This is a genomic window from Nocardia sp. NPDC051900 (assembly GCF_044452545.1).
Classification (GTDB): Bacteria; Actinomycetota; Actinomycetes; order Mycobacteriales; family Mycobacteriaceae; genus Nocardia; species Nocardia sichangensis.
Genome location: NZ_JBITBU010000006.1, coordinates 182264 through 198831 on the forward strand (window position 1 = coordinate 182264; position 16568 = coordinate 198831).

Genomic DNA, 16568 nt, shown 5'->3' on the forward strand with positions numbered 1-16568 from the left:
GCGCTAGCGGTGGGGGCCGATCAGCCCGATCGCGGATTCGACTGCCACGTCGATGATGTCCGCGATGTCGTTGCCGTCTTCCACGGTGGTGGCGATGAGTTCGCGGAAGCCGCCGAAGAGGATGGTCGCCACTTGGCGGGAGGGCGGCCGTAGTCCGGCGGCCGCGAATTCGGGTGTGTCGGCGAGCTTCTGGATGAGCGCCACGAACGACTCGCCGACCTCGCGCTGCAACTGGCGCGTGTCGTCACCGAGGGCGGGAACGACACGGATCCAGCTGAGAGTGAGGGATGGCTCTTGCTGGGCGGTGCGTATCCACGCTTCGATGGCTTGGCGCACCTGGGTGCGCCAAGCCATGTGCGGGTCGACCGCGGCATCGATCCGCCGGATCATGTCCTTGTGGTGCTCGCTCAGCAGGGCGATGAAGCAGTCCTGTTTGCTGGTGAAGTGCTCGTAGAAGGTGCGGCGCGAGGTGCGGGCATAACGAACCACGTCGGCGACGGTCGAGTCCTGGTAGCCGCGTTCGCGCACGGCGGCGGCCATGGCGTCGAGCAGGCGGCGGCGGAACCCCGAATCCGTGCCGTTGTCGGCGGAGGTGCGGGGTACGGGCGCGGCGCGGGTCACGAGAATCAGGTTAGTTACTCCTTTCGGTTCGTCGCGTCCGGCCCGAGTCCGGGGCCGGATGTCAGGCCGTGGATTGCCCGGAATCGTGTGCCGATGCCATCGCCTGGTCGTCGTCGGAGGGTGTGCCGCCGCGGGTGAAGCGGATGGTGCCGTCATCGATGCGGCCGTAGCGGAGGGTGAGCACGTCGTGGGCGTAGCTCATGCCCAGCCGCCACGGAGCCCGCGAACCCGCTTTGGGGAATCGGTCGATGTCGCGCAATACGTAACCGGCCTGGAAGTCCAGCAGCGGTGTGGGTGTCACGGCGGGGTCGGGCCACGGGGTGGTCTGCCGGTATCCGCCTGCGTCCATGTGCCGCAGCAGTCGGCAGACGAATTCGCTGACCAGATCGGCTTTCAGCGTCCAGGACGCGTTGGTGTAGCCGATGGTGAACGCGAAATTCGGCACTCCGCTGAGCATCATGCCCTTGTAGGCCATGGTGTGCTGCAGTGCGACCTCGTGCCCGTCCACCGTGAGGCGCAGGCCGCCGAGCGCGAGCAGTCGCAGCCCGGTCGCGGTCACCACCACATCGGCGTCGAGTTCGCGGCCGGATGCCAGGCGCAGCCCGGTCGCGGTGAACCGGTCGATGCGATCGGTGACCACGGTGGCGCGGCCGTCGCGGATGGCGCGGAACAGGTCGCCGTCCGGCACCAGGCACAGCCGCTGATCCCACGGCTGGTAGACGGGTTTGAAATGGGTGTCGACGTCGTAGCCTGCGGGCAGTTGCTTGACGGTCAGGTTACGGATGAATCTGCGCATCTGCCGGGGCCGCCGTCGGCTCAGCTGGTAGATCAGTGTGCTGACCAGCACGTTCTTCCATCTGACCACGGTGTAGGCCCGTTTCGGTCCCAGTAGTGCGCGCAGCCGGTTGGCCAGGGCGTCGCGGGCGGGCACGGGCAGGATGTAGGTCGGGGAGCGCTGCAGCATCGTCACGTGCGCGGCGGTGTCGGTCAGCGCGGGTACCAGGGTGACCGCGGTGGCGCCGCTGCCGATGACGACCACCCGCTTGCCCGCGTGATCGAGGTCGGTGGGCCAGTGCTGCGGATGCACCAGCTGTCCGCGGAAGTCGCCGATGCCGGCGAACTGCGGGGTGTAGCCCTCGTCGTAGTGGTAGTAACCGCTGCACACGAGCAGGAAGTCGCAGGTGAATTCGCGGGTGCCGCCGTCGTGTTCGGCCGACACCTTCCAGCGTGACTCGGCGCTGGACCAGGATGCTTCGGTCACCCGGTGCCCGTACCGGATGAACCGGTCGATGCCGGCGTCGGCGGCCGTTTCGCGGATGTAGCGCAGGATCGCGGGACCGTCGGCGATGGCTTCGGCTTGCGTCCACGGGCGGAATCGATATCCGAGGGTGTGCATGTCGGAGTCCGAACGCACTCCGGGGTAGCGGAACAGGTCCCAGGTACCGCCGAGAGTGTCGCGTGCTTCGAGGATCGCGTAGGTGCGGTGCGGGAAGGCGGCCTGCAGGTGGTGGGCCGCGCCGATGCCGGACAGGCCCGCTCCGATGATGAGGACGTCGAGGTGTTCGCTCATGCCCGTGCTCCTTTCGGTTCCCGGGTGCGCAGGCTGCGCTCCAGCAGCGCGACCACACCGTAGTAGTGGGTGGGTGTCACCCGTGCCAGGGCGTCGAACAGGTAGGCGTCGGGGCCGACGAGGATGCGGGACTTGCCGTGTTCCACTCCGCGGCGGATGATTTCGGCCGCCTTCTGCGGCGTGGTCAGTGCTATGGTCTCGAATTCCGCCGCCATCTGCTCGTGCGTCCGGCCCCGGCCCTCGGGGTCCTTGCGGACGCGGGCGTTGCGGGCGATGTTGGTGCTGATGCCGCCAGGGTGGACGTTCACCGCGGATACACCGGTGCCGCGCAGTTCCTGGCGCAGGGCGTCGGTGAATCCGCGGACGGCGAATTTGGCCGCGCAGTAGGCGCTTTGGTTGGGCATGCCCAGCAGCCCGAACACGCTGGAGGTGTTGACGATCACGCCGTGGTCCTGCTCGACGAGAATGGGCAGGAAGGCGCGGGTGCCGTTGACGACTCCGTCGAAGTTGATGCGCCGCAGCCATTCGTCGTCTTCGGCGACGGCGTCGAGCACCGAGGAGGAGACCGCGACACCGGCGTTGTTGAACACCGCGGCCAGCGGCGCGGACAGCCAGTCGCGGACTTCGTCGGCGAAGGCGAGCTGATCGGCCGCGTCGCGCACGTCCAGGACGCGGGTCAGCACCGGCCCGGTCAGCGACGCCGCCGTCTCCTTCAGCCCGGCCTGGTCGATATCGGCGATCGCGACGGGAGAGCCCGTGCGGGAAAGCAACTGGGCGAGGCTGCGCCCGATCCCGGAGGCCGCGCCGGTGATCATGACCGGGCGGCCGGATAACGGCCTACGGATGCGGGGCATCGATGCTCCTGCTTTCGGACGTGCGGATGTGTTCGTGGATGAGGTCGGCGAGTGTCGGCCACACCGCGGCGGGCAGGTCGTGGCCCATACCCGCGAGGGTGTGCAGGCGCGCGTGCGCGATCGCGCGAGCGGTGGCGCGGGCGCCGGTCGGGGCGACCATCCGGTCACGGTCGCCGTGCAGCACCAAGGTCGGGGCGGTGACCGCGCGCAGTTCGCGGGTCCGGTCACCGGATTTCACGATGCCCGCCAATTGCCGGCCGACGCCCGCTGCGGGCCCGGGGTCGCGATCCCAGGTGCGGGCGGCTCGCGCGCGCACGGCGGACTCGTCGAAAAGGTATCCGGCCGAGCGGATGTGCCGGTACATGCGCACGGTGCGATCGATGTGCTCGTCGCGGGTGCGTGCCGGTCGGGCGAACATCAACCGCCAGGTCGACCAGGCCGGGCGGCCGACCCGCGCGGCGCCGGTGGTGGACATGATCGAGGTCAGGGACGCGACCCGGGCGGGATGGTGGGCGGCGACGGTCTGGGCGATCATTCCGCCCATCGACATGCCGACCAGATGCGCCGAGGGCAGCTCGAGCGCGTCGAGCAATCCGACGGTGTCGGCGGCCAGATCGGCCAGCGTGTACTGCTCGCGATGCCAGCGCCGCCGCAGCATCTGCACCGGCGCCGGTGGCGGGAAATTCGCGTGCGTCGAGCGGCCGACGTCCCGGTTGTCGAAACGGACGACCTGGCAGCCGCGCGCGACCAAGAGCTCGCACAACCCGTCGGGCCACTCGTGTAACTGTTGACCCAATCCGGCGATCAACAGCAGTGGGACACCGCCGGAGCCGTGCTGCTGGTAGGCGAGGGTGACGCCGCCGCCGACTTCGGCGAACCGCTCGCTCATACCGCCGCCTCGGCGGTGCGGTCGAGCGCTCGCCCACTGGACGGCGGTGTGCGACGGCGCACCACGGCGCGGCCCTTCTCCGCCGGGACGAGCGCGACGCCGCGGAAGTGCGTTCGCTCGTCGCGGGCATCGGTGGGTTCGAGCGTGAAATCGCGCAGCAGCGTGCGCAGCACGACGTTCATCTCCATGGTGGCGAACGCGGCGCCGATGCAGCGGCGGCTGCCGCCGCCGAACGGGATCCAGCTGAATGTGCCCGGACGGACGCCGACGAACCGGTCGGGGTCGAAGGCGCGGGCGTTCGGGAAGAGTTCCTCGTTGTCGTGCATCAACCGGATGCTGGCCACGACCTTCTGGCCCTTGGGCAGGGTCCACCGGCCAAGCTGCAGGGTTTCGGCCCGGACCTGCCGGAACGTCGCGTCGATGACCGGCCGCACGCGCTGCACCTCCAGCAGCGTCGCCTCGCGCAGTTGCGATCCGCCCGCATCGGCTTCGGCGACCAAGCGGCGCAGGATATCCGGGTGCCTGCGCAGCCGCTCGATCGTCCACGACAGCGTCGTCGCCGTCGTCTCGTGTCCAGCGGTGAGCAGGGTCAGCAATTCGTCGGCGATCTCACTGTGTGACATGGCCGAGCCGTCCTCGTAGCGTGCTTGCAGCATCATCGCGAGCACGTCGTCGCGCTCCTCGATCCGGTCGCTCGCGGCGCGGTCGATGAGTTGTCCGACGATCTCGTCGTAGCGGCGGCGGTAGGCCGCGAAGCGGGCCCAGGGGCCGAACCGGCCCAGCGCCCGCTGGGGAACCGGGATCGCGGCGAGACCGGAGCCGATCAGCACGAGTCTGGGCAGCAGTCGGCGCAGTTCTTCGAAATCCGCGCCTTCGGCGCCGAAGACCGCGCGCAGGATCACGTTCAGCGTGATCCGCATCATCGAGTCCATCGTCGCGAACTCGCGGCCCGAGGGCCACGACGCCATCTCGCGGACGGCTTCCTCTTCGATGAGCGATTCGTACACTGTCAGCCTGCGGCCGTGGAAGGGTGGGGTGAGCAGTTTGCGCTGCTTGCGGTGTTCGTTCCCGCTGAGCGCGAACAGCGAACCGGGACCGAGGAATTGACCGAGGTTGATGTCGATGTTGTCGACGAGGTCGGCGCTCGCGGTGAACAGGGCTTTGATCTCGGCGGGGTCGGCGAGTACGACGGACCGCCCGAATCGGGGCATCTGGATGGTGAAGGCCGATCCGTAACGGTCGTGCATGCGCCGCCAGGTCCGGGTGCGCCCCGTCAGGATCTGCAGGTTCTGCACGATCGGCGGGGTGGATGGCCCGTCGGGAAGTCGCACAGCGGGCATACGCCCACCTCCTCGTGTGGTACTTCGATGTACCACCCGTACGGTACGCGCACGTACCACGTTGTGGCAAGGCTCACATCATGCCGACCCGGACCGCCGCCGCGATCCCGTCAGCAGTCGTCCCACAATGCCGCGCTGTGGGCGGCGAGCAGAGCGGCGATGCGGTCGAGCGCTTCGGCGGCGGGCAACGGGTCGAGGCGGCGGCCGTCACGCAGCCGCAACGCCACACGGTCGGCGGTGAGTTCCGCCGCGCCGATGATCGCCTGATACGGCGCGAGCCGGTGCTCGCGGATGCGAGCGGCGAGGCTGCCGCGATCCGGCGACGCGACCGCCGCCCGCAGCCCGCTCTCGCGGCAACGGCGTTCGAATCGGGCGGCCGCGCAGTGCTGGGCCTCGGTCACCGGTAGCACGACCACCTGGGTCGGCGCCAGCCAGGCCGGGAACCGGCCGCCGTGGCATTCGATCAGATGGGCCACGGCCCGTTCGATGCTGCCGATGATGCTGCGGTGCACCATGACCGGACGGTGCGCGACGCCGTCGGCGCCGGTGTAGCGCAGATCGAACCGCTCCGGTTGATGGAAATCGACCTGCACGGTGGACAGGGTGGCCTCCCGTCCCGCGCTGTCGCGCACCTGCACGTCGATCTTCGGGCCGTAGAACGCGGCTTCGCCGTCCACCGCGTCGTAACGCAGGCCGCGCTCGTCCAAGGCGGCGGTGAGCACGGCGGTCGACCGCTCCCACAAACCCGGAGCGGCAACGTATTTCCCGCCGCGACCGGGCAGCGACAACCGGTAGCGGGCGGCGCGGATGTCCAGTGCGGCATAGGCGTCGGCGATCATCGCCAGCGCTGCGGCGACCTCGTCGGCGGCTTGATCGAGGGTGCAGAAGATATGCGCGTCGTTGAGCTGGATCCCGCGCACCCGGGTCAATCCGCCCAGCACGCCAGAGAGCTCGGAGCGATACATGCCACCCAATTCCGCTATGCGCAGGGGTAATTCGCGATAGCTGTGCGCACGGGAGCGGAACAGCAGCGCGTGATGGGGACACAGGCTCGGGCGCAGCACCACCTGCTCACCGCCGAGATCCATCGGCGGGAACATCTCGTCGCGGTAATGCTCCCAGTGTCCGGACAATTCGTAGAGTTCACGTTTGCCGAGCACCGGCGAATACACGTGGTGGTAGCCCGCGCGGCGTTCGGCGGCGCGGATGTAATCCTCGAGGGCGTGGCGCACGGCCGCGCCGTCCGGCAGCCAGAACGGCAGTCCCGCGCCGATGAGCGGGTCGGTATCGAACAGATTCAGCGCACGGCCGAGGCCGCGGTGTTCGGGCATGATGGTCTCCTCGTCGACACAGGGCGAGTGACCACGAGACGAAACCCCGGGGCACTCGCCCCGGAGCTGGAATGAACGTGGATCAGCGCGCCGGGACGAATTCCGGCGTCGTCGTCACAGCTGCGCGCTCCATGCCGGTGACGCTAGCAGAGGCGCCCGCGCCCGCGCACGAGAGTTCTCAAAGCGGCCACCGGCGCGACGACTCTGACGCATAATCGAGTTCGACTGGCACGCAATGACATCGGGGGTCGATGGGGACGCGCAGAGCGGTGCTGCAAGCGGGAATGGTCCTCCCGCTGGCTGCCGCGTGCGCGCCGGAGGTGCTGCTGGGCAGCTCGGATGCGGTGCGCGTCGGCGTGTCCTGGAGCGGCCAGGAACTCGCCGCCTTCCACGCCGTCCTGGACGGGCTGGACCTCGGCTTCGAGGTCGAGGTCATCCCCCTCGGCGACAACACCGACACCGCGTTCACCGCAGGCGGCCGCTCCGCGCCGGACGTGGTGCTGCTTCCGCAAGCCGGGCGGGTGCGCGAACTCGCCGACGCGGGCAAACTGCGGCCCCTCGCCGAGACGGTGTGGGCCGATGAACTCGGCACCCGCTACGCCCAACCCTGGCAACTGTTGCTGCGCTACCAGAGTCGGCTCTACGGTGTGCCGTTCAAAGCCGCGGACAAATCGCTGGTGTGGTTCGACCGCCAACAGTTCGACACCCACGGCTTGGGTGAGCCGGCGGCATGGACGCTCGACGGCTGGGTCGACCGGATGGAGGTGCTCGCGCAGACGCCGACCCGCCTGCTGGCGCTGGCCGCCGCCGACGGCTGGGTGCTCACCGATTTCTTCGAGAACGTCCTGCTCGCCGAATCACCCCGCATCTACGACGAATTGGCCTCCAAGAACCACCGGGAACGGGAATGGGACAACCCGGCGGTGCGGGCCGCCTTCGGTCATCTGGGGATTCTGTGGGGACAGCGGCACGCGTTCCCCGGTGGCGTCGGCGTCGCGCTGACCAGGCAGTTCTCCGACGCCATCCGAGAGGTGTTCCAGCATCGCCGGGCCGCGGCGGTCGTGGCGCCGGACTTCGCCGAACCGATCGTGCGCAGCGCGGTCCGCGCGTCCGGGCGCGAGATCGACGACGCCGTCGGGGTGGTGGCCTTCCCGCCGGTGGACACCGCGCCGGGGCGGCCGAAGATCGTCGGCGGTGACGTGATCGTGGTGACGCGGCAGGCGACCCCGCGCGCGGACGAACTGGTCGAGAAACTGGCCGCCGCTCGCGCCCCCCTGCCGTGGATCGAGCGCTACGGCGGCTTTCTCGCCCCGAACCTGCGCACCGAGGCGGACTACTCGCCGCTGCTGGCGCCCTCGGCAGGTGAGCTCGCCGCGCGCAGCACCTTCGATCTGTCCGACCGGATCGGGCCGGTGGGCGGACGGGAAGGATTGTGGCGGGTGCTGACGGAGTTCCTCATCGCGATCGGCGACGGCGGGCAGGCACGAACGACCGAGGCCACCGACCGTGCCATCGCCGCGCTGGACGACGTCGATCGGCGGGGCCGATGACGATGCCTCCGGATTTCGACGTCAACGGTCTGCGCATCGAGCTGGCCACCCGCCGCATGCGCGGGCCGCTGGTCGCGGGCGGCAGGCCACGGCGCTGGCTGGGCTGGGTGGCCGGGCTGCCGGCGACGCTGCTGACGGTGGCGCTGCTGGTGCTACCGGCGGGATGGACCGTGCTGATCGCCGCCCGGGCCAGCCCGTTGTCGGTGCTCGCGTGCGCGGTCGCGGCGACCGGTGCGCTGCTGCCCGCCGCGCTGCGCAGGCGGCGGGGTGTGCCGTGGATCCGAATTCTGCTGTGGCCGTCGTCGATCGGTGCCACGATCGCCGGACTGTGGCTGCTGGGCGGCACGATGAACGCCGACGGTCGCGGCGCGTACCTGCGCACACTGTTGTGGGTGGCGTTCGGGATCGGGCTGCTGCTCGTGGCGCTGGCGATCGCCTGGTGGGGCCGGGCGGCGCGCTGGTTGTGGCTGCCGCTGATCGTGCCGTTCGGGGTGTCGGCGTTCGTGTCCGGGGTGGCGTTCCGGGTGATCTTCGGCAACGGCGCGCGGTGGCTGGACATCGAGGACGTCGGGCTCTACCGGTGGTGGCTGGCGGCGATGCTCGGGTCGGCGTTCCTGTGGACCTGGCTGGGTTTCCTCACCGCGCTGTTCCGCGCGGGAATCCATGCGATCGAAGCCGATCCGGCGCGCGCCGGGTACCTCTACCGCGACGACGGCAGACCGCTGGCGGTCCGGCTGTACGAGTTGCTGCGGCCGGTGCTGCTGATCGCCGGACTGGCCGTCGGCGTCGCGGCCGCGCGGGTGTTCGACGTGGTGCTGATCGGGGTACCGGGGGCGCTCGAATACCAGGTCGACAGCGCGACCGTGCACTGGTGGCGGCTGGCCGCCGACGCCGAACCCGGCGCGGCGGCGGCCTACGCGCTGCCGCTGGCTGTACTCGTGGGCGCGGTCGCCTGGCTGCTGCAAGTGGACGTACGCCATCACCGCGCGAGTTGGTCGGCGGTGCGCGCGATCTCGGTGGCGGGACGGCGGCGCATCGGTCCGGTGCGGGCGGCGGGCATCGTGCTGGTGTCGGTGCTGGTGCTGTACCCGATCGGCGTCCTCGCCTATACCGGGTTGCGTACGCACGACGGCTTCGGCTTCTCGGCCATAGCTCTGGTGTCGGGCGACGACGGACTGTGGCGTTCGCTGCAGACCACCGCCTGGGTCGCGGGGATCGTCACGGTGGTCGTGGTCACCGCCGCCGCGCCGGTGGCCTACCGGCTGGCCGCGCTGCGACCCAACGGCACCGCCGCACGACTGGCCGTCGTAGCGCTGGTGGTGCTGGCGGTGACGCCCGCGCAGACCTACCTCGGGCCGATCGACGGTCTCGTCGACACCTACGAACTGTCCGGAACCCGCATCCCGCTGATCCTCGTGCACGCCGCCGCCGGACTGCCGATCGCCATCCTCGTGCTGCGCGGCGCGATGCTGTCCCCGCCGGGCAGCACCGCTGCGGACGCACTGCACGGACTGGCCAGTCCGGGGACCATCGCCCAGCGCGTGCTGGCCTCCTCCGGACCCGCGCTGGGAGCGGTGGCGGTACTGGAGTTCGTGCAGGTGTGGAACGACTTCTTCATCGGCCTCGTGGTCAGCGGAGCGGGCGCGAGCCCGTGGTCGCTGCTGCTGTGGGGCGAAGCACGGCAATTCGGCGAGAACAGCGCGCAACTGGCCGCGGGATCGCTGGCGTCGGCCGTGCTGCCGGTGGCGCTGCTGCTGGTGACCTGGCGGCGCTGGGTGGTGCCGGGCCTGACCGGTGGAGTGCTGCGATGACGCGAGCCGCCGGCGGCGAGGAAGGAATCGGGTGAGCACCTCGACCGAGCACACCGAACCGGTCGGGCAGACCGCCACACCCAGATCCTCGATCTGGATCGGGTTCCTTGGCACCGCGTCGCTGGTCGCCTACACGGTGTTGTTCGAACTGGTGCGCACCCTGGTGGTGAATTCGTTCGGCGAGAACGCCGTCGTGCAGTTCTTCAACGGGCCGCTGCGCTGGTTGTCGGTGCTGTTCATCGCCGCGGCGGCGACCTACGCGCTGTACCGGTTCGCACGCGGGTATCGCACCAAGATGCGCACCGCCCGCGACATGGACCTCATCGCCGGTCTCATCGAGCCGGGCCCCGCGCTCGCGGACCGGAGGCCCCGGGAAGCCGCGCCGCCGCGACGGACGGTCGCGGCGCTCGACGGGCATCTCATCGCCGCGGTCCTGCGGGACCTGCCGGTGCACGACTATGAAACCGTCGCGCTGCTGGCGGTGCTCAACGCCATTCGGGACACGCCGGGACGGTTGCCGCTGGCACGGGAACCCTCGGCCCGCACCGCGGCGAGACTGCTGGACGGTCTGCACCGCCGCGGAATTCTCGCCGGGCACGGTGCCCAGCGGTGGTGCGTGCGACAAGTGCCCAGGCTGCCGGATCGAGCGACGGTCACCGCCGGACCGCAGTGGGCCGCGGCGCTCACCGCGCTGCTGCACCACTACGCCGACCGCGCGGGGCGCTGGGCCATCGCGCTGGAGTCACGGCGTTTCGCGGTGGGCGCTCGGCGCTGGTTCGAAACCGAGGAACCGTACCTGCGCGCCCTGGTGGACGCGTGCGCGGCTCGAGGCGTGGATTTCCCCCCGGCGGCCGTGGCGCACCTGGTCGACATCGGCAACGCGTTGGACGTGTGGTACGCGCGTATCGGCCTGGGGGAGAACGGGCGCGGAGTGGCCGACGATCTGTGCGCGCTTCCCGAAACCGACGAGCTGAACCGCGATCTGCTGTTGTTGCGGGCGGGACGGCTCACCGAGCGGCCGCGCGGCTACCGGCCGCGGCGATTGTCGACGAGCTTGGCCGCCCGCTGGGAGCATCAGGCGGCGCTGCGGGAGCTGGACGCCGGCTCGCCGGTGCTGGACAAGGTGGCCGAGCAGCTGGAGACCGCGTGGTGGCTGCTGCCGCGTGACGACGTCGCCGGTGAGGTGTGCGCCCTGATCAATCTCGCCGTCGTGCACATCCGGCAAGGACGCCTCGACGCCGCGCAGGATCGTCTCGAACTCGCCGAGTCCCTCACCCGCGCCGGCCTCGATCCCGACGGACGCGCGCAGACCCACGAGACCATGGGCACGATGTGGTGGGCCCGCGGCGAACCCCGCCGAGCCCTGCGCTGCTGGCAGCTCGCCCTGACCGCCTACCGCGTCCTCGACGACGACCTCGGCATCGGCCGCTGCCTGCAACACCTCGGCTCCGCGATCGTCGTCGACCCCGACCACGCCACCCTGTTGCTGCCCACCGACCCACCCCTTACCCGCACCGAAGCCCTCCGCCAAGCCACCGGATGGCTCGCCGAAGCCCGGCGCAGGCATCCCACCGCCCGCCACACCGAACACTATGCGGCACGGGCACATTCGCAACTGCGCGCCGATCGCGGCTTCCGCGACCTCCTCCGATCCCGCCTCCGCACCCCGCCGGTTCGGATCGATCAGTGGCCCGCGTCCGTCGAAGATCACGCCCACCGGCCGCAAGACCTTCGCTGACCTGCCTGCGGCCCGGCCGTTCGAGTTCGCAACCCGCAGCAGGAGAAGCGAGCCCGGCCGCTGCGCCCTTCGCGACGTCCAGCGTCGATGCACACCGACCATGGCGGACTACGAAGCCGTGCCGGAACTTCGCGTCGCGGTGATCGACTCCCACAACGGATCCGATCTGCGTGCGCTGCACCGAGCTTCCCTCGTCGCGGACGCGCGGTTCCGGATCGTGCTCGTCATCAGCGACAACAGCGACTCCGGTGCGCTGCGCTACGCCCGCGACAACGCGATTCCCGCCCGCCACCTGTCCGGACGCACCCACGACGACCCCGACGAAGCCATCCGCGCCGCGCTCGTCGAGCACTCGGCCGACTGGGTGGTCACCGCCGGATACCTGAAGAAGATCGGGCTGCGCACCAGAGCGGAGTTCTCCGGACGGATCATCAACGTCCACCCCGCACTGCTGCCCCGACACGGCGGCCCCGGTATGTACGGCGGGCACGTGCATCAAGCCGTCCTCGACGCCGGAGATCCCGTCAGCGGCGTATCCGTCCACCTCGTCTCGGACGAATACGACACCGGACAGATCATCGCCCAGGTAGAGGTACCGGTCCAGCCGGGTGACACCGTCGAGACACTCGGCGCGCGGGTGCTGCACGCCGAACACACGTTGCTTCCCGATGTGGTGCGACGAATCGCTACCCGGCACACGGCCCGCTCCACTCTCGTCCTGGTCCGTCACGCTGAGCCGTTCACCCCTCGCGCGGGAGGGCCGGGCGACTACGAGCGGTCACTGACCGCGGCAGGCGAACAACAAGCCGAGCTGCTGGTCACCGACCTGGCAGCCCTGTCGCCCACCGTGATCTTCTCCAGCCCCTACCTCCGCGCAGTCCGAACCATCCAACCGCTCGCACGTCGCACCGGCTTGCCCATCGAAACCGACCACGATCTGCGCGAGTGGGAGTCCGGGATCGGCCCGACACCCGACTATGCGCGCTACTACTGTGAAAGCTGGGCCGAGCCGTCGCTCGCCAGGCCCGGTGGCGAGAGCCTGCGACAGTTGTCCGACCGGGCCGCGGCGATCCTGACGACGCTGGCGCACCGGCACCCGGTCGCGGCCGGCACGTGCGCGACGCCTCCGAGCAAGCTGGTTGGGGACCGCTACCGCTGGACACGACCGGTGCGCATGGCCGACCATGACCGACATGTTGCTCACGCGCGAGGTCGATCTGTTCGAACGCTCCAGGGGTCGCCTGGAAGCGATCGCCTACCGCTTGCTGGGCTCGGCCGGCGACGCCGAGGACGCGGTGCAGGAGACGTATCTGCGCTGGCAGGCCGCCGACCGCGAATACGTGGAGACGCCCGAGGCGTGGCTGACCAAGGTGCTCACCAATCTCTGCCTCAACCAGCTCACCTCCGCCCGTGCGCGCCGGGAAACCTATGTGGGGCAATGGCTTCCGGAGCCGCTGCTGGCCGGCGCCCCGATGCTGGGCCCGGCCGACACCGTCGAACAACGCGAATCGGTGTCGATCGCCATGCTCACGCTCATGGAACGGCTCACCGCCAAGGAACGCGTGGTGTATGTACTGCGCGAGGCCTTCGGCTACTCGCACCACGAGATCGCCGACCTGCTCGACATCACCGAATCCAATTGCCAGCAGGTCTATCGCCGCGCCAAACAGCACTTGGCCGTGGAACGGGCGCGTATCGAGGTGGACGAGACCGCCGCCCGCCGGATCGTGGAGGAATTCCTGGCCGCGGCGGTCAGCGGCCGAACCGACGAGCTGGTGCGGTTACTCACCGATGACGCCGCCATCATCGGTGACGGCGGCGCCTTCTTCGCCACCTTGAACAGGCCGCTCGTCGGCGCCGAGCGCATCGCGATGTTCGTGCGGCTGGCCATCAAACCTACGGGTGCCAAGTGGGACAAGCTCGGCGGCAAGCCCACACCCTTCGCCGCGATCGTCAATGGCAGGCCCGCGCTGATCCTGGTGGCCGAGGATCGCATCGTCGGCGTCGTGGTACTGGAGGTGACCGCCGACGGCATCGCCGCCGTGCACGCCCACGTCAACCCCGACAAGCTGGCATTCGCCAATCGCCAGTGGGCCACCTACGCACCGGGGGCACCCCTGCCCGATTTATGGTGACCCACATCACATACTGCTCCTGTCAGCATTCGTGTGGCTGTCCGGTTCAAGCTCCGAACCCACCGAGACAGGAGCAACACCATGAAGCACCGCATCGTCGTCCTCGGAGCCGGGTACGCCGGAGCCACCGCAGCCGGCCGCCTGGCCAAGCGACTGCACCGCGACGACGTCGAGATCACCCTGGTCAACGCCGATCCCGACTTCGTCGAACGGGTGCGCCTGCACCAGCTCGCCGCCGGGCAGGACCTGCCGGTTCGTCCACTGCGGAAGATGTTCGCGGGCACCGGCGTCCAGGTGCGCATCGCATGGGTCGATTCGGTCGACGCCGACCGCAAGACCGTCGAACTGATCGGCGATCAGGGGGCTGAGACCCTCGCCTACGACACACTCGTCTACGCCCTTGGCAGCACTGTCGCCGATTTCGGCGTGCCCGGCGTTGTCGAACACGCCCACCAGGTGGCGAGCAAGCAGGCGGCGCTGCGGCTGCGCGAACGTCTGAGCCGGCTGCGGGCGGGGGAGACCGTGCTGATCGTAGGTGGTGGCCTGACCAGTATCGAGGTCGCCACCGAGATCGCCGAGGCGCGCCCGGACCTGAAGGTCGCGATGGCCGCGCGCGGCGGCGTCGGCGACTGGCTCGACGAGAAGGCACAGAGCCACCTGCGCGGCGCGTTCGAACGCTTCGGTATCACCGTCCACGAGCACGCCGACGTCATAAGGGTCACCGAAGATGGCGTGGCCACCCGATCGGGAGCGCAGATCTCTTCGCAAATGACCGTCTGGACAGCGGGATTCGCCGTGCACCCGATCGCGGCCGCCAGCACTCTGACCGTCTCCGAGACCGGGCGGATCGTCGTCGACGCTACCCAGCGCTCGGTCTCGCACCCGGATGTATACGCCGTCGGCGATGCCGCGCACGCCGCGGGAGTGGGTGGCAGGACGTTGCGCATGGGCTGCGCCACCGCCTCCCCGATGGCCTGGCTGGGCGCCGATGCCATTGCCGCTCGGCTGACCGGACGTGCGATTCCCGATGCCCCCATCGGCTACAACAGCCAGTGCATCAGCCTCGGCCGCCGCGATGCCATCGTGCAGAAGGTGACCAAGGAGGATCAGCCGACCTCCAAGGTCGACGTGGGCCGCAAGGCCGCCCGCGTGAAGGAGTTGATCTGCTCGATCGCGGCCTGGTGCGTGAAGCACCCAACCCTACTGGCGCCGAGCCGGCGTCGCCGCGTCGTCGCGACCGGCGCGGGGGCTCCCGTCGCGACCGTCTGAGCGCGCGGGCGCGGAACCGGTGCAGGTCCGCCCCGGCCGGACAGGCTGGGCCGGACTGCCCGGGCCGCGGGATTTCCGGATGCGTCGGCTGTGTGGCACGGTCGGCGGCTACCTTGATGGTGATCATTTTCGACCATGCGGACACCACAGGCATTCGACGCCGTGCTGAAGCGGGCCGAAGCCGCGGGCAGTCGATACGCCGATCTCGACGCCGCCGCGGGAGCGGCGAAACCGCGATCGGTACCGCTGGAACGATGGCATGCTGGTCGAGCCGAGGTGGCGGCGACGCTGCGATGTTTTACTACGCCATGGGTTTCCGTGGTACGGCTCGCAGCTGACCGCCGCGCCCATGGTGCCGCTTCGACTGATGGAAACGTGGGCTCACGGGCAGGACGTTTTCGATGTGCTGGGCGTCTCACACCGTCCGACGGATCGGCTCCGGCATGTGGCCTCGCTGGGAGTCGTAGGACGAGAGCTGTGCATCTGGGTCTATAAAGGCATTTTCGCGTCACGCGGAGACTTGTCGGGGCGCAGCCCGCGCCAGCTGGGGTGGCGCAGGCCCTCGGAGGTGGCTTCGCGATATTCGATGTCGCCGACGAGGACCGGCTCGACCCAGTGGGCGGATGCCGCCACCGCGCGCGGCGGAGGGACATCGAAGGGCGTATCCGAGCGGGACAGCTCGTTCAGGCGAACTTGCAGCGAACGGCGGTCGCGCATGGTCCAGCCGGTGCCGACATTGCCGACGTGCACCAGCTGATCGTTGTCGTCGTAAGCGCCCAGCGCCAGCGAGCCGAACGTCGCGGAGAAACGGCCCGTACCGGGCAGCCAGCCCGCTACGACGACCTCGGTCGTCTTGCGCAGCGGCGTCTTGATCCACAACGGAGACCGCCGCCCGGGGTAGTAGGCGGAGTCGAGACGCTTGGCGACTATTCCCTCCAGGCCGTGCTCGCGAGCGACGTCGAGCAGCGTGTCGGCGTCGATATCGCGGTAGTACGGCGGAGTCCGGACCAGAGGCCCGTCCAGCGCCAGTTCCGCCAAACGCTCGCGACGCTCGGTGTAGGGCTGGTTCATGATGGACGCATCCTCGACAGCCAGGAGATCGAACGCCAGATACTGCGCCGGGAATCCTCGCAGCAATTCCGCGCTGGGGGAGACGACATGCATCCGCCGTTGCAGGCGAGCGAACGACGGCGCCCCCGTCTTCGGATCCGGCGCCACGATCTCCCCGTCGAGGATCAGCTCACCCCCCTCGCCCAGTTCGGCGAGAACCGCCGTGAGCTCAGGAAATGACCCACTGAGATCCCGATTGTTGCGACTGTAGAACCGGCATTCCCCCGCCCGGCACCGCGCGAGGGCGCGAATGCCGTCCCATTTCATCTCCAACGCCCACCGGCCGTGCTCCCGCGGTGGCCGTCCGGAGACGGCCAGCATCGGCGCCTGGACTGACAGCACTCAGTCAG

The 16568-nt window shown here is 69.6% G+C and carries 12 protein-coding genes and 1 pseudogene; 6 read left to right on the forward strand and 7 right to left on the reverse strand.

Translation table 11 applies throughout. The features are described from left to right. Positions 1–3 precede the first annotated feature (3 nt). The 6 genes from ACIA5H_RS11870 to thrS all read right to left on the reverse strand — a co-directional run bounded on the left by ACIA5H_RS11870 (position 4) and on the right by thrS (position 6605). Complete coding sequence (locus tag ACIA5H_RS11870) at positions 4–621, reverse strand: TetR/AcrR family transcriptional regulator (protein ID WP_397075757.1); 618 nt, start codon at positions 619–621, stop codon at positions 4–6. Between the two features lie 61 nt (positions 622–682). Continuing rightward, positions 683–2191 carry a flavin-containing monooxygenase gene (locus tag ACIA5H_RS11875; protein WP_397075759.1) on the reverse strand — a complete coding sequence of 503 codons (1509 nt, stop codon included), beginning with the start codon at positions 2189–2191 and terminating at the stop codon, positions 683–685. Continuing rightward, positions 2188–3045 carry an SDR family NAD(P)-dependent oxidoreductase gene (locus tag ACIA5H_RS11880; RefSeq protein ID WP_356964416.1) on the reverse strand — a complete coding sequence of 286 codons (858 nt, stop codon included), beginning with the start codon at positions 3043–3045 and terminating at the stop codon, positions 2188–2190. Before ACIA5H_RS11880 ends, ACIA5H_RS11875 begins: the two co-directional genes overlap by 4 nt. Continuing rightward, positions 3029–3934 (reverse strand): alpha/beta fold hydrolase, encoded by a 906-nt coding sequence (locus ACIA5H_RS11885; protein ID WP_397075761.1) that lies wholly within the window; start codon positions 3932–3934, stop codon positions 3029–3031. The genes ACIA5H_RS11880 and ACIA5H_RS11885 overlap by 17 nt, the downstream gene beginning before the upstream one ends. After that, positions 3931–5274: a cytochrome P450 gene (locus tag ACIA5H_RS11890; RefSeq protein WP_379254505.1), complete on the reverse strand. Its 1344-nt coding sequence runs from the start codon at positions 5272–5274 to the stop codon at positions 3931–3933. Before ACIA5H_RS11890 ends, ACIA5H_RS11885 begins: the two co-directional genes overlap by 4 nt. A 110-nt stretch (positions 5275–5384) precedes the next feature. Then, positions 5385–6605 carry a threonine--tRNA ligase gene (gene thrS, locus ACIA5H_RS11895; RefSeq protein ID WP_397075764.1) on the reverse strand — a complete coding sequence of 407 codons (1221 nt, stop codon included), beginning with the start codon at positions 6603–6605 and terminating at the stop codon, positions 5385–5387. 251 nt (positions 6606–6856) lie between these two features. On the opposite strand from thrS, the gene ACIA5H_RS11900 reads away from it, so the two are divergent. The 6 genes and pseudogenes from ACIA5H_RS11900 to ACIA5H_RS11925 all read left to right on the forward strand — a co-directional run bounded on the left by ACIA5H_RS11900 (position 6857) and on the right by ACIA5H_RS11925 (position 15108). Continuing rightward, positions 6857–8155, forward strand: coding sequence for an ABC transporter substrate-binding protein (locus ACIA5H_RS11900; protein WP_397075766.1), 1299 nt, complete (start codon positions 6857–6859; stop codon positions 8153–8155). Continuing rightward, complete coding sequence (locus ACIA5H_RS11905) at positions 8152–9966, forward strand: hypothetical protein (RefSeq protein WP_397075768.1); 1815 nt, start codon at positions 8152–8154, stop codon at positions 9964–9966. The genes ACIA5H_RS11900 and ACIA5H_RS11905 overlap by 4 nt, the downstream gene beginning before the upstream one ends. A gap of 31 nt (positions 9967–9997) precedes the next feature. After that, a complete protein-coding gene (locus ACIA5H_RS11910) occupies positions 9998–11704 on the forward strand; it encodes a tetratricopeptide repeat protein (RefSeq protein ID WP_397075770.1) in 1707 nt (568 codons plus the stop codon). 100 nt (positions 11705–11804) lie between these two features. Next, positions 11805–12791: pseudogene (locus ACIA5H_RS11915) on the forward strand (formyltransferase family protein); the annotation flags it as partial. Positions 12792–12897: 106 nt separating this feature from the next. Then, entirely contained in the window at positions 12898–13839 is a 942-nt protein-coding gene (gene sigJ / locus ACIA5H_RS11920) for an RNA polymerase sigma factor SigJ (RefSeq protein ID WP_397075772.1), read from the forward strand. An 81-nt stretch (positions 13840–13920) separates the two neighbouring features. Next, on the forward strand, positions 13921–15108 hold the full coding sequence (locus ACIA5H_RS11925; protein WP_397075774.1) for an NAD(P)/FAD-dependent oxidoreductase: 1188 nt from the start codon (positions 13921–13923) through the stop codon (positions 15106–15108). A 489-nt stretch (positions 15109–15597) separates the two neighbouring features. Here ACIA5H_RS11925 and ligD read toward each other — a convergent pair whose 3' ends face one another. Next, entirely contained in the window at positions 15598–16539 is a 942-nt protein-coding gene (ligD, locus tag ACIA5H_RS11930) for a non-homologous end-joining DNA ligase (RefSeq protein ID WP_397076041.1), read from the reverse strand. Between the last annotated feature and the right edge of the window lie 29 nt (positions 16540–16568).